Source organism: Actinacidiphila sp. DG2A-62, from assembly GCF_035825295.1.
Lineage (GTDB): Bacteria > Actinomycetota > Actinomycetes > Streptomycetales > Streptomycetaceae > Actinacidiphila.
This window is the reverse complement of sequence record NZ_JAYMGI010000002.1, coordinates 7,957,940-7,971,190: the sequence shown is the minus strand read 5'-3', so window position 1 is coordinate 7,971,190 and position 13,251 is coordinate 7,957,940. Positions and strand designations below refer to the sequence as shown.

12 protein-coding genes are annotated in these 13,251 nt (G+C 75.5%); 6 read left to right on the top strand and 6 right to left on the bottom strand.

What is annotated here, in order from left to right; all coding sequences use genetic code 11:
• The first annotated feature begins 190 nt into the window (after nt 1–190).
• The 3 genes from VSR01_RS35090 (at nt 191) to VSR01_RS35080 (ending at nt 3,237) form a co-directional block, all read left to right on the top strand.
• Nucleotides 191–1,831, top strand: coding sequence for a GAF and ANTAR domain-containing protein (locus tag VSR01_RS35090; protein ID WP_326453008.1), 1,641 nt, complete (start codon nt 191–193; stop codon nt 1,829–1,831).
• An 87-nt stretch (nt 1,832–1,918) separates the two neighbouring features.
• The gene (locus VSR01_RS35085) at nt 1,919–2,827 is read left to right on the top strand and encodes a PfkB family carbohydrate kinase (protein ID WP_326453007.1); all 909 of its coding nucleotides are present in this window, start codon (nt 1,919–1,921) and stop codon (nt 2,825–2,827) included.
• 137 nt (nt 2,828–2,964) lie between these two features.
• A complete protein-coding gene (locus tag VSR01_RS35080) occupies nt 2,965–3,237 on the top strand; it encodes a DUF6480 family protein (RefSeq protein ID WP_326453006.1) in 273 nt (90 codons plus the stop codon).
• An 80-nt stretch (nt 3,238–3,317) separates the two neighbouring features.
• Here VSR01_RS35080 and VSR01_RS35075 read toward each other — a convergent pair whose 3' ends face one another.
• The 4 genes from VSR01_RS35075 to VSR01_RS35060 form a co-directional block, all read right to left on the bottom strand.
• Nucleotides 3,318–3,875 (bottom strand): DUF5709 domain-containing protein, encoded by a 558-nt coding sequence (locus VSR01_RS35075; RefSeq protein ID WP_326453005.1) that lies wholly within the window; start codon nt 3,873–3,875, stop codon nt 3,318–3,320.
• A gap of 61 nt (nt 3,876–3,936) precedes the next feature.
• Complete coding sequence (locus tag VSR01_RS35070) at nt 3,937–4,191, bottom strand: hypothetical protein (RefSeq protein ID WP_326453004.1); 255 nt, start codon at nt 4,189–4,191, stop codon at nt 3,937–3,939.
• 99 nt (nt 4,192–4,290) lie between these two features.
• Complete coding sequence (locus VSR01_RS35065; protein ID WP_326453003.1) at nt 4,291–5,115, bottom strand: SigB/SigF/SigG family RNA polymerase sigma factor; 825 nt, start codon at nt 5,113–5,115, stop codon at nt 4,291–4,293.
• Between the two features lie 296 nt (nt 5,116–5,411).
• Nucleotides 5,412–8,588: a ricin-type beta-trefoil lectin domain protein gene (locus VSR01_RS35060; protein WP_326453002.1), complete on the bottom strand. Its 3,177-nt coding sequence runs from the start codon at nt 8,586–8,588 to the stop codon at nt 5,412–5,414.
• Nucleotides 8,589–8,967: 379 nt separating this feature from the next.
• Here VSR01_RS35060 and VSR01_RS35055 point away from each other — a divergent pair, with 379 nt between their 5' ends.
• Entirely contained in the window at nt 8,968–9,909 is a 942-nt protein-coding gene (locus VSR01_RS35055; RefSeq protein ID WP_326453001.1) for an NADP-dependent oxidoreductase, read from the top strand.
• Nucleotides 9,910–9,969: 60 nt separating this feature from the next.
• Here VSR01_RS35055 and VSR01_RS35050 read toward each other — a convergent pair whose 3' ends face one another.
• The gene (locus VSR01_RS35050; RefSeq protein ID WP_326453000.1) at nt 9,970–10,554 is read right to left on the bottom strand and encodes a TetR/AcrR family transcriptional regulator; all 585 of its coding nucleotides are present in this window, start codon (nt 10,552–10,554) and stop codon (nt 9,970–9,972) included.
• Between the two features lie 125 nt (nt 10,555–10,679).
• On the bottom strand, nt 10,680–11,138 hold the full coding sequence (locus tag VSR01_RS35045) for a cupin domain-containing protein (RefSeq protein ID WP_326452999.1): 459 nt from the start codon (nt 11,136–11,138) through the stop codon (nt 10,680–10,682).
• 229 nt (nt 11,139–11,367) lie between these two features.
• Here VSR01_RS35045 and VSR01_RS35040 point away from each other — a divergent pair, with 229 nt between their 5' ends.
• Nucleotides 11,368–11,994 carry a TetR/AcrR family transcriptional regulator gene (locus VSR01_RS35040; RefSeq protein ID WP_326452998.1) on the top strand — a complete coding sequence of 209 codons (627 nt, stop codon included), beginning with the start codon at nt 11,368–11,370 and terminating at the stop codon, nt 11,992–11,994.
• 220 nt (nt 11,995–12,214) lie between these two features.
• Nucleotides 12,215–13,156 (top strand): MBL fold metallo-hydrolase, encoded by a 942-nt coding sequence (locus VSR01_RS35035; protein WP_326452997.1) that lies wholly within the window; start codon nt 12,215–12,217, stop codon nt 13,154–13,156.
• Nucleotides 13,157–13,251 lie beyond the last annotated feature (95 nt).

Genomic DNA, 13,251 nt, shown 5'->3' with positions numbered 1-13,251 from the left:
GGGACGGGTAACGTCGGCGACGGCCCGCCTCCCGGGCCGCACTGGGTCAGGAAGCGGCCCGGGTACTACACCGAACGGAGTGTGCCCGTGCCCGAAGCGCCGCGCACGTACGCATGGCCGCCCCCGCGCCTCGCCGGGGTCGCCGCCCTGCCGCCCGGGCCGTCCGTGCCCGTCCCCGCCGGAGGCCGCCGTGGCTGAGCAGCCGCCACCCGAGTCCGCCGCGAGCGCGACGTCCGTCGCCCGCACCCCGCGCGGCGCCCCGGCGTCCGCGCCGCCGCCCGGCCGTCCCGGGTCCGCGTCCGGCGGCGTCGGCGCGCGCACCGAGCTGGTACGGCTGCCCGTGCCCGTCGGCGGCCCCGTGTGGGTGGTGCGCGCGGAGGGCCCGTTCGGCGACGAACGCCATCCCGCCCTGGCGGCCACGGCCGACGCCCCGGCCGACTGCCCCACCGTGGCGCTCGATCTGGTTCTCGTGCCCGTGGTCTCCCCCGCCGCGGCGCGGGCGCTGCGGCGGACGGCGGCGGAGCTGTCCGCGCGCGGGCGCCGCGTCTACGTCACGGGGCCGTCCGCCGCGAGCGAGGCGGTCCTGCGCGTCCCCGGCGGCGACGACGACCGGCTGCGGATCGTGCCGACGCTCGCGCAGGCGGTCGCGGAGGTCGCCGGTGCGGCGGGCGGCGCCGGGGACGGGGGTCGGGGCGACGCGGCGCGCGGCAACCCGGGCTCCGTGCCCGTGGCGCAGACCCTGCGCCGCGCGGCGCACGCGTGCGCACAGGCCGCCGCGGCGACCGCGCCCGACAGCGCGGACACGGTCCCCGGGACCGCCCGGGCCGCCCGAGGCGGGGCCGCCCCCGAGACCGCGGACACCGCGGCCACGGGCCTTCCGCCGGCCGCCGCGGTCCGCACCCCCACCGCCCCGCCGGCGAGCGCGGGCGGCGCGCCCACCGCTCCGCCGGCCGCCGCCAAGGACGCCGCCTCGGACGACACCGCGGAGGAGCTGAGCCGGCTGAGGTCCCAGGTGCGGCACCTGAGCGGCAGGGTCCGCTCCCATCCGCTGATCGACCGCGCCCAGGGCGTCGTGCAGGGCCGGTACGGGCTCCCGGCGGGCGACACCGCGTTCGAGCTGCTCCGCGCGGTCTCCCAGCGGCACAACGTCAAGCTGCGGCTGCTGGCCTCGGCGGTGGTGCTGACCACGCCGCCGGAGGGTGCGGGGCCGTGGTTCCCGGGCCGGGCCCGGCGTGCCGCGCCCACGCTGGCGTTCCTGCCCGGCGAACGGCCCGAGCGGGCCTCGCAGACCGCGGTGGTCAACGCGCTGCTGGCGCGGGCGATGGAGGTGACGCGGGCGCCGATGGGCGACGTCCGGCTGGTCGATCCGTGCAGCGGCGAACTGCGGATCGAGGCCGACCGCGGCCTTCCGGACGGTTTCACCGAGGACTTCGCCCACCTGCGGCAGGACGAGGGCGGCGGCGCGACCGTCTGGGCGGCGCGGCGCGGCGTCCGGGTCACGATGACCGACGCCGCGCGGGACCCGGCCCTCGGCGAGCGCGCGCGGGCGCTGCTGCGCGCCGCGGGCGGCAGGGGTTCGCACGCCACTCCCCTGCCGGGTCCCGGGGCGCGCACGCACGGGGTGGTGACGACCCTGTTCGACGTCCCGGTGCAGCCGCTCGACGCGCGCGCCGCCCGTGTGCTCGACCGGTTGGCGTCCTCCGCCGGAGCCTGGCTGACCTGGTACTACGCCACGATCGTGCTGGACGCCCTGGAGGAGTTGCATGCCCGGGCCGTCGCCGCCGCCGGCCGGATCGGCGCGTCCGGTCCGCTTGCCTCCCGGCCGTACTGACACGCGCCGACGCGCCCGGACGCCGGCTCGCGCCGCACGGACGCCGCGGCGGGGTGTGGGCGGTACGCGGCCGGGCAGGCGCGGGCCGTGAGTGTTGTGGTGATCGGACAGATCGGACGCGACCTGGTGCTGCGGGCGGAGGGCCTGCCGCCGGACGGCGGGTCGACCCGGGCCCGCACGCGGTGGGAGTCGCTCGGCGGCAAGGGCGCGAACCAGGCCGTCGCTCTCGCCGGGCTCGGCGTCCCCGTCGCGCTCGTGGGCGTGGTCGGGGACGACCCCGCCGGGGACGCCGTGCTGCGTCAGGCCGAACGCGACGGGATCGACACGTCCGCCGTGGTCCGGCGCGGCCGCACCGCGCTGCTGCTCGACATCGTGGCCGAGCCGGGCAGCCGGCGGCTGTTCGAGGACGTGCCTGAGGAGAGCCTGCTGACCGCCGCGGACGTGGAGCGGGCGGCCGGCCTGATCGCGCGGGCGGACACGGTCTCGCTCCAGTTGCAGCGGCCCTCGGCGGCGGTGCTCGTCGCGGCCCGGACGGCGCGGCGGCGCGGAGCGCGCGTGGTCGCGGACGGAGCGCCCGAACCGTCCGCCCGGGAGGAACTGCTCGGCGCGGTGGACGTGCTGCGCGCGGACGCCGAGGAGGCGGAGCTGCTCGCCGGCGAGCCGGTCGGGTCGGTGCCGCGGGCGCGGGAGCTCGGCCGGCGGCTGCTCGCCGAGGGCCCGGAGCTGGTCGCGGTCGCGGTGCCCGGCGAGGGGGACCTGCTGCTCTGGCCCGAGGGCAGCCGTCTGCTGCCGCTGGCGGACGTGCCGGTGGCCGACCCGACCGGCGCGGGCGACGCCTTCACCGCCGGGCTGGTCGCCGCGTTGCGCGCCGGCGCGGGCCCGGTGGCGGCGGGCCGGCTGGCCTCCGCCGCGGCCGGCGCCGTCGTCCAGCGCCTGGGCGGACGTCCTGACCTGTCGTCCCTGACCGTCCCGCGCGGCGGCACGGACCCCGAGTGACCGTGCGGGACGTCGGCGCCTCGGCGCTTCCCCACGTCCGAACGTCCGAACGTCCGCGCCTCCGTGCCTCCGTGTCTCGGCGCGATGAAGGCTCGCGGGCCGGGTAGCCGCAGGGCGGAACCGGAGAGGAGGCCGCCATGGCGACGACGCATCCGGCACGGGCCGGGCAGCACCCCGCGAGTCCCCCGCGGAACCCGCACCTGCCGGACGAGGGGCTGAGCGTGCCCGAGGACGCCATGCCACCGGCGGGCCACGCGCCGCCCGCCGAGTCGGGCGTGTCGTCGCTCGGCGTGCCGGAGCGCGAGGCGCTCAGGCACGGGTGGGCGGGGTGGCCGGTGGCCCTGATCGCGGTGGTCGTCGCGCTGTTCGCGGCGGGCGCGCTGGGCCAGGCCGTCGAACTGATGCGCTGACCGTACGCGCGCAGCCGCGTGCGCGCGCACCTGGCGCGGGCGGCCCGGTCCGCACCGCCGGGGCCGCCCGCACGTGTCGCTCAGACCTCCCGCTCCGGCGGGGCCTGCGGGTCCTCGACGACGTGGACGGCCGCCTCCTCCGCGGTGGCGGCGCCCCCGTCGATGCCGACGCTCTCCGCCTGGAGATCGTCGTCGGTGGTCATGGCGTTGCCCTGGTCGGGATCGGTGAGCCGGCCGGAGCGGGGGCCGCCGGCCTCCGGGTCCAGCGGTTCGCCGTCGGTGCCGGGAGCGTCGCCGATGCCGTCGCCGACGCCGTTACCGATGCCGTCACCGATGCCGCCCGATCCGGCGCCCGCTCCGGTGTCCGGGCCGCCGGCGGATTCCATGTCGGCCCCGACGTCCGGCACCTCCTCGGCCAGGTGCTCGTCCAGGCTCTCGCCGCGCCGCTGCTCCTCGGCGGTCGTGCCGGTCCTGTTCACGCCCAGCGGGCGTTCCGGCGGGGAGTAGCCCTTGTCGAGCACGTCGTCGTAGTCGTCCTCCTGGAGCGCGTCCTCCAGGTCCAGCGGCGCGGCGTCCTCCTGCTCCTCGTTGTCGCCGATGGGCTGGTAGACGCCGTCGGCGTTCGGGTCGCTGCTCACGGCCGTCCTCCTTCCGCCGCGTGGTGCGGCAGGTCGCGCGGGGTGGTGCGGGTGCGCACGGTCAGGCGTAGTCCTTCGACTGGCGCGGCTCGGCCGGGGCGTCGTCCAAGCCCTCGCCGGGCGAGGTGAGCCCCTCGGGCGTGGGCAGCCGGTCCTCCGCCGCCTCGCTCTGCCCGACACGGGCGTCCTCGTCGCGCCGTTCGCGCTCCTGCGGGGAGTCCTGGGCGGCCTCCCGCGGCCGGTCCGCGCGCCGCCCGCGCCGATCCGGGTCGCCGTCCCCGCCGTCGTGCCGGGCGTGCTGTCCGTGGCCGGTCATACGTCCTCCCGTGACGTGCTGATGGTCGGTGGTGGTAGGTGGTGGTAGATGGTCCGGGCCGCTTGCCGTCCGTGAGCCGTCCGCGCGGGCCGCGCCCGCTCATGCCTCGGCGAGCAGCCCGCGGCGCAGCTTGTCGAAGATCGCGGACAGCGTGCGGGAGACCCACATCTGGCTGCAGCCGATCGTGTCGCCGATCTGCTGCTGGGTCATCTCGTCGCCGAACCGCATCCGCAGGATGCGGCGCTCGCGCGTGTCGAGGTCGCGCAGCAGCGGGCCGAGCGCGTGGCAGTTCTCGAACAGCTCGAAGCCGGGGTCGTCCTCGCCCCAGACGTCGGCCAGGCCCCGGGTGGGGCGGCCGGCCGGTTCCTCGTGGTCGCCGGCCGCGGCCATGCCGTCGAGCGAGGCGGCTTCGTAGCCGTTGGCCGCGGTCATCGCCTCGGCGACCTCGTACTCGTCGATGCCGAGGTGCTCGGCCATCTCGGCGGCGGCGGGCTCGCGCCCCAGCACCCCGCCGAGGTGCTCGTGCGCGCGGGCCAGGTCGACCCGCAGCTCCTGGAGGCGGCGCGGCACGTGCACGGCCCAGGTCGCGTCCCGGAAGTGCCGGCGTATCTCACCTCTGATGTACGGCAGGGCGAAGGTGGTGAACTCCACCTCGCGGCCCAGGTCGAACCGGTCGATCGCCTTGATCAGCCCGATCACGCCGACCTGGAAGATGTCCTCGGGCTCGGCGCCCGAGCGCGGCCGGAAGCGGCCGGCGGCGAAGCGCACCAGGGACTGGTTCATCTCGATGAGGGTGTTGCGGACGTACTGGTAGGACTCGGTGCCTTCCTCCAGCTCCCCGAGGCGGCGCAGGAAGATCTTGGTCAACGAACGGGCCCGGGAGGGTGCGAGCTCGCCGGGCTCGTCGATCTGCGGCAACGCCATAGCCTGTCTTGCCTTTCGTCGGACTGCTCTGCTCCCCCGCGCGGTGCCTGCTGTCCGAAGCACATACCAGCGCCTCACCCGTCGCACGCCGGGCAAACCTCCTGGTCCCGGAGACGGCGCAGGGCTGTGCGGGACGTCGGTGGACGTTCCGCACAGCCCTGGGGCGAGCGGGGGCCGGGACGCGGCCGGGATCGAGCCAGGCCCTGGTGAGGCCCTGGTCAGGTCCCGGTCGGAACCCCTGCCGGCCCGGTCAGGCCCCCGGTCGGGCCGTCACGCGCGCGCCGGTCGGATCCCGGTCATGACGGGATCTTCCACTGCTGGTCCGCGCCGCCGTCGCAGCCGCGCAGTTCCAGCTTCGTGCCGTTGCCGGTCCCGCCGCCGGAGGCGGTCAGGCACTTGCCGAAGGACCTCAGCGTGCGGGCCGACGTGTCGTACACCCATTGCTGGGACGCCGTGTCGTTGCAGGTGTAGAGCTGTACGGGCGTGCCGTCGGCGTCGGTGCCGCCGCGGACGTCCATGCACTTGCCCATCGCCCGCACGGTGCCGTCCCCGGGCATCGACCAGATCTGGGAGGCGGTGCGGTTGCAGTCGTAGAGCTGCAGCGCGGTGCCGTCCCTGCTGTCGCCGCCGGTGACGTCGACGCAGCGGTCGCCGGACACGGCGGTGATCGGGGTGCTGCACACCACGGGCCCCGCGGTGGCGGCCGGGTGCCGGGTGGTCAGGCGCAGCGGCTTGCCGGGCGTGACCGTGTGCGTCCTGCCCGCGCGGTCGCGCACCTGGAGCGGTGGGCCGGTGCGCTCGCTGACCGTCGTGGTCCGCTGTCCGACGGAGATGTCGAAGGTCCTGCCGTGCCACTTCACGCCGGTCACGTCGACGCCGGGCAGCTGCTGCGGCAGGAACGGGTCGACGGTGACCGCGTCGGTGCCCCAGCGCAGTCCGGTGAAGCCGTAGAGGAACTGCTGGAGGTAGCCGCCCTCGCCGGTGGTGAAGGTGAAGGCGCCGCCCGAGCGGGACTCGTGGAACTGGTCGAACGGCTGGGCCACGAACGGGTCGGCGCTGCTGCGCAGGTGGTCGTAGGCGGTGCAGCCGGGCGAGCCGAGCGCGGCGGCGTCGATGGTGGCGATCGAGTCGGTCATCGACGGGCCGCCCGGGTCGGTGTGCTGGGAGTAGTAGTCCAGGTCGCTCTGCGCCAGGTCCGCGGACATGGGTACGTTCCACGGGTACTGGAGCAGGGTGACGTCGGCCTGCTTGATCTGCTGGCCGTCGTATCCCTGGTACTCGGGGTGGATGTTCGCGGCGGTGTCGACGGGGATCTTCAGGCCGTCGGCGACCTTGCTCCAGGCCGGGTCGGCCGTCCTGCCGGTGATGCGGGCGGCCTGGACGGCGATCCGCAGCGACGCCTGGGCTCCGGCGTTGGTGCTGGCGCTGTCGTCGACGGGGTCGTGGTACTCGTCCGGCGGCTGTACGTGCTTGATGGAGTAGCCGCCGGTCCCGTCCGGCTCGGCGCGGGTGGCCCAGTAGTCGGCGACGTCCCTCAGCACCGGCCACGCCTTGTCCCGCAGCCACGCGGTGTCGCCGGTGGCCTGGTAGTACTGCCACTGGGCGAGGGCGATGTCGGAGTCGATGTGGATCTCGTCGTTGCCCTCGTTGTTGCCCGGCGGGATCGACTCCTTGCCGGTCAGCGAGCTCTCCCAGGGGAACTTCGCGCCCTTGATCGGACGGTCCGGGGTGGACAGCGACGCGGCGGCGGCCTCGGCGGCGGGCAGCAGCTTCTGCCGGTAGGTGTCGGCGGTCTGCGCGATGTCGGGGTACTGGGCCAGGAGCGCCGGGTACATCCAGGTCTCCATGTCCCAGAAGACGTGGCCGTTGTAGCCGTCGGAGGACAGGCCGCCGGGGCTGGTGCTCCAGGTGACGCCGGCCCGCATGCTGGCCAGCAGGTAGAACATCGAGGCGTGGATCTGCGCGGTCATGGCGGTGTCGCCGGGGACCGAGATGCCCGACTGCCACAGGCGCGCCCAGGCCTGGTCGTTGCGGGCGGAGGCGGCGCGGTAGCCGGCGCGGGCGGCGCCGGCGGCGGTGGCCGCGGCGGCCTGCTGGGGCGTCGCGGCCTTCAGCGGGCGGTCGGTGTCGACGCTGGAGGCCACGCCCACGTACTTGGTGATCTCGTACGACTGGCCGGCGCGGACCGGGAGGTCGGCGCTCTGGCCGGCGCTGCCGTCGGTGGCGGCGGCGACCGGCGCGGTCGCCCGGGTCCTGCCGTCCACGCGCAGCACGGAGTTCAGGCCCGCGGTGACGAGGTTCCCGTCGGTCACGACGGTCTGCGACAAGGTGGCGGACCGGGGGTCGACGTGGGACTGGGTGGCGGTGGCGTGGTCCAGGCCGCGGCCGTCGAACTCGTCGACGACGGTGGCCGTTCCGCTCCAGTGCGGCACCGCCCGCAGGGTGACGGTGCCCAGGTGGCCGTCGGCGCGGTTGGCGCTCACGGCGTAGCTGAAGCTGGTCCGGTCGCCGTCCGCGGAGGTCCAGTCGAAGGACGTGGTGAGCACGCCGGTGCGCAGGTCCAGGGACTGCCGGTAGTCGGTGGTGGTGCCGGTGTCGGCGGAGGCGACGTCGGTGGGCGGCTGCGCGCCGGTGGGGTAGGCCGCCAGGTAGTCGACGTTGACCCGCGCGGTGTCGTCGCCGGCGACGGTGATCCGCAGGGTGTTGTCGCCGGCGGCCAGCGTGACGGGCACGTGGGCGACGGTCCAGGTGTCCCAGTCGGCGGTGGGCGGCAGCGTCAGCTGCTGGAGGGCGCCGTCGACGCCGAGGTGGACGGTCTGCGGGGTGCCGCTGCCGTTGGCGTAGCGGACGTCCAGCACGGCCTGGCCGGCCGGGGCGTCGCGCACCGCGATGACGTCGGTCCCGCCGACGGTCGGGGTGTTGTTCGTGTTCAGTCCGGCGAGGTAGCCGCCGGCGACCGAGCCGCCGTGCGAGGTCTCGACGAACGCGCCGCCGGAGATCTGTCCGTCCCTGGCCGGGCAGATCTGGTCGAAGGCGCAGGACCAGTTGCCCGGCACGCCGTAGACGCCGCCGCTGCGGCCGAAGCCGAGCGTGGTCCAGGTCGGCAGGCTGGCCCGCCGCTCGTACTGGCCGGCGGGCTGGGCGTAGAAGCCGGCCAGCTCGGACTGGGTGACGATCGGGCTGTTGGAGAAGCCCTCACCCGCCGCGGGCACGCGCGCGGCGAGGTAGCCGTTGCCGACGAAGGTCGGCGCGTAGTCGTCGGCGGTCTGGTCGGTGCTCAGGACCCAGGCGTCCGCTCCGCCGTCCGATCCGCCGTGTGAGCCGCCGCCCGCGCGGGCGGCGTCGGGCGCCGCGGACGCGGCCGGTGCGACCGTCACGCCGCCCAGCAGGCACCCGAGGGCCAGGACGTAGCCGACTCTTCTGAGCGTGCGGGACCGGGAGGGCCGGATCTGCCGGCCCGGTGGTGCATGCACGATTCCTCCTTCTGCCACCCCAGAAGCAGCCGCACGGCGGGGTGGGGGGCACGTACCGACATGCCTGCCGCTGACGGAGCGTCACCTGCGGGCCGCCGCTCCCCGGCCCGCGGTGCGGAGGTCGAGCGGCAGACCGGGCAGGGCCGACGGCTTCCGGAATCTTGCGGACGCTCACGCTACGTTGCACGAATATGACCGTCAAGAGTCTGAAACCACCTGGGGTTTGTTTCTTTGAACGGTGGAACCCCGCACCTGCCCCCCGCCGTCGCGGACCGCCGCCGGCGCACAGGAAAGGGCGCCCGACAGTGATGTCAGTCAGCGACATCAACCGTGGTACGGTGACGTCAGACGGTGACATCACTTCTCCGGAGGGATTCCGATGGCGACGATCAGGCGCATCCAGTACCACCAGTACGGCGGACCCGAGGTCATGCGGCTGGAGGACGTCGAGCCGCCGCGGCCGGGCGCCGGCGAGGTCCTGGTGCGGGTCAGGGCGGCGGCGGCCAATCCGATGGACTGGGGCATCCGCCGCGGCAATCTGAAGGTCGTGACCGGCCGGAGCTTCCCGCGCGGCGTCGGACACGACTTCGCCGGCGTGGTCGAGGCGGTCGGCGACGGCGTCACCCGGCTCCGCGTCGGCGACGCGGTGATGGGCGGGACCAGCATCAGGACGGCGGGAGCGTTCGCCGAGATGGCCGTCGCCGAGGAGAGGGCGGTCGTGCTCAAGCCCGAGGAGCTGTCCTTCGAGGAGGCCGCGGCGATCCCGACCGTCGGGCTGACCGCGTACCAGGCCGTGGCCGGCAGGGCGGAAGTGCGCGCGGGGCAGGCGGTCTTCGTGCACGGCTGCCTCGGCGGCGTCGGCCGCTCCGCCGTGCAGATTGCGGCGATGCGCGGCGCCTCGGTGGCCGGCAGCTGCCGCCCCACCGCCGCGCGGGAGGCGCGCGGCCTCGGCGTCGACCCGGTCGTCGCGTTCGACTTCGACCCGGCGCCGCTCGCCGGCCGGTTCGACCTCGTCCTCGACACCGCGGGCACGCTCCCGCCCAAGGCGGCGCGGACGCTGCTGAGGCCCGGGGGCCACATCGTCGACATCAACCCCACACCGGCGAAACTCGCCAAGAGCGCGCTGCCGGGGCCGTTCCAGGTGCTGATCGCCCAGCCGGTCACCGAGGACCTCGAAGCGGTCGCACGGGCCGCGGGCGAGGGCGCGCTGCGGCTGCCGATCGCCCGCACGGCGCCGCTGGCGGAGGCGATCGACGCGCTGACCGAGCTGGAGGTCCACGGCACGCCCAAGGGCGGCAAGGTGGTCATCACGACGCGGTGAGATCCGGCCGCGCGCCGGGCCGGCGTAGGCGGTCGTCGGATCCGGGCGGGGCGCCCCGGGTCAGCTCGCGGCCGGTGTGAGCGGCCGGGTGAGGGCGGCCAGCTCGGCCAGCGTCTCGCGCATCACCGCGTCGAGGTCGGCGGCCTTCTCGTCGGGGCCGATCCAGCGGGCGAAGGCCGTCCTGAACACGGCGATTCCGGTTTCCGCGACGAGCGCCGCGGTCGGGTCGGGCACGCCACGCCGCCGCAGGGCGTCGCCCGCGACCTCGGCGAGGCGGGCGAGCTTCATCAGCTCGCGCTCCAGCAGTTCCGGGGTGCCCGAGATGATCGCGTGCCGCCGGCGGGCGCGCTCGCGGTCGGCCTGGAGGCGCGGGGCGATGCCCAGCAGCATCGAGGCCATCACCGCCATCGGCGGGTCCTCCGCGCGCGCCCCCGCGATCCCGGCGACGAAGACCTCCCGGAGGACGTCGGAGCCGTCGAAGAGGACCTCGGGCTTGTCGGCGAAGTGCCGGAAGAACGTACGGTCGGTGAGCCCGGCGCGCCGGGCGATCTCCACGACGGTCGTCTCCTCGTACCCGCGCTCCTCGAACAGCTCCATCGCCGCTTCCCTGAGCCGGCCGCGGGCGTTCGGCTCCCATCGTCCCATGTGCAGATCGTAGCCCATGTCAGCGACTGTCATGAACGTCGACGGGCCGACCCAGACCGGGCCGCCCCGGCCCGGGTCCGGGCGCGGGTTCGGTTCCACCCCGGGCCCGCCCGGCGGCGTCCGTCTCAGGCGAACTCGTCGGACGCGGTGGTCGCATAACGGCTCATCACCCGCGCGGTGGACTCGTCGGTCATCGGCGTGCCGCCGGCGAGCATTTCGCCGAGGTCGCGGAAGTACTGCACATAGAGGTCCGGGGTGAAGGTGTTGACCATCACCACGGGGACGTCGCCGGGGTTGGCGAAGGTGTGCGGGGCGCCGGGCGGGACCATCACCAGGGTGCCCGCGGGCGCGAGGTGCTCGGTGGCGCCGACCGTGAACAGCGCGGTGCCGGACACCACGTAGAAGCCCTCGTCGTGGCGGGCATGGCGGTGCTGGGGCGGGCCCGCGCTGTGCGGGGCGAGGGTGATCTCGCCGATGCCCAGGCGGTGTTCCGTCGTGGCGCCGTCCTCCATGATCCGCATGCGCGCGGGTCCGAGGACGATGGTCTCGCCGCCGTCCGGGCCGACGACCGACACGTCGTTCATGACCGACTCCTCCGTCGTACGTACTGCTGCGCGGGGCGCGCGGGACCGCGGGCCCCGCGGGGCGGCGGTCAGGCCCGCACGCTTGGTGAGATCCAACTCTCGTGAAGGTAGTCCCCTCGCACCTCATTATGCAAGTACACTCTCATCACGAAGGCAGACTTGCGGTAGGGTGCCGTCCGGACGGCCGGCGCGGCCGGCGCCGGACAGCGGTCGGCAGAAGGGCGGTCTCATGGCAGCGCAGGGCACTTCGGGGCAGACGGCCGCGGGCCGGGTCAACCAGAAGCGGCGCACCCACCTGGCGATCGTCCGCGCGGCGACCGACCTGATCCGCACCGGCCGCGAGGTGACGATGCCGGAGGTGGCCAGGACCGCGCTGGTCTCCGAGGCCACGGCCTACCGCTACTTCCCCGACATGGCCAGCCTCCTCCAGGAGGCGATGACGGACATGGTCCCCTCCCCCGACGAGGTGCTCGCGGCGATCGGCGACCGCGCGGACCCGGTCGAACGCGTCGGCGCCGCCGCGGAGTTCATGCTGCGGCACGTGCTGACGCTCCAGGGCGCGATCCGCGCGATGATCGCGGCGACCGTCGCCCACCCGCAGGGTCCGGCCCGGCGGCCCGGGCTGCGGTTCGGGGTGATCGACCAGGCCCTCGCGCCGGTGGCCGGGGCGGTCCCCGCCGAGGCGGTCGCCCGGCTCAAGCTCGGGCTCAGCCTCGTGGTCAGCGCCGAGGCCCTGTTCAACCTCATGGACCTGGCCGGGCTCGACCCGGACGCCGCCGTGGCCGCGGCGGCCGACACGGCGCGGACGCTGACCCGCGCGGCGCTGGCGGAGGCGGGGAGCTCCGGGGGCGCCTGACGGCGCGGGGCGGGGCAGCCGGGCCGCGAGGCGGAGGGGCCGCGAGGACGGAGGGCTGCGAGGACGGAGGGGCCGCGAGGGACGGGGACGGGTGGACGCCGGCGCCGCCGGGGCACCACGCTGGAGCCCGCACGCGGCGGCTCGCCGCCAACCTCCCGCGGCCGGCGGCCCGTTGCGTGCGAGACCCGCCGTCGTCCGCAGGCAGTCAGGAGACCCGCCCATGAGCAGCACCGTGCACGATGTCAGGACGCCCGCCGCGCCGCGCGTGCAGGAGGTCAGCGACGGCGTCTTCGCCTACCACCAGCCCGACGGGACCTGGTGGATCAACAACACCGGGTTCCTCGTCGGCCGCCGCGGCGTCACCAGCATCGACGCCTGCTCCACAGAGCGGCGCACCCGGGCCTACCTGGAAGCCATCAGGGCGGTCACGCCGCGGCCGGTCCGCACACTGGTCAACACCCACCACCACGGCGACCACACCTACGGCAACCACCTCTTCGAGGACGCGACGATCGTCGGCCATGAGGCGGTGCGCGAGGGGATACTCGCCTGGGGCGCCCCGCGCTCGGCGCCGTTCTGGACCGAGGTCGACTGGGGCGACTTCGAGGCGGCGCCGCCCTTCCTGACGTACACCGAGGGCGTGACGCTGTGGGTGGACGACCTGCGCTGCGAGGTGCGGCACGTGGGCACGGCGGCGCACACCACCAGCGACTCCCTGGTGTGGATCCCCGAGCGCCGAGTGCTGTTCGCGGGCGACCTGTTGTTCAACGGCGGCACGCCGTTCCTGCTCCAGGGGTCGGTGTCCGGTGCGATCGGCGTGCTGGAGGACGTGGTCCGGCCGCTCGGCGCGGAGGTCATCGTGCCCGGCCACGGGCCGGTCACCGGTCCCGGGACCATCGACGACGTGCTGGGCTACCTGCGCTTCGTGCAGGACACCGCCCGGGCCGCCGTCGACGCGGGCCTGTCCCCGCTGGAGGCCGCCCGCGAGACCGACCTCGGGCCGTACGCGGGGCTCGCCGACCGCGAGCGGATCGTCGGCAACCTGCACCGCGCCTACGCCGAGCTGGCCGGCGCCGCGCCCGGCGCCCCGATCGACGCGGCGGCGGCCCTGGCCGACATGGTCGCCTACAACGGCGGGCGCCCGCTGACCTGCCTGGCCTGACGACCCGCCCGGCCCGAGCGCCGTACGGGCCGACGACCCGTCCGGCCGAGCACGGTACGGCACCGGGGGCATTTCCGGCGCCGTACCGTTGCCGC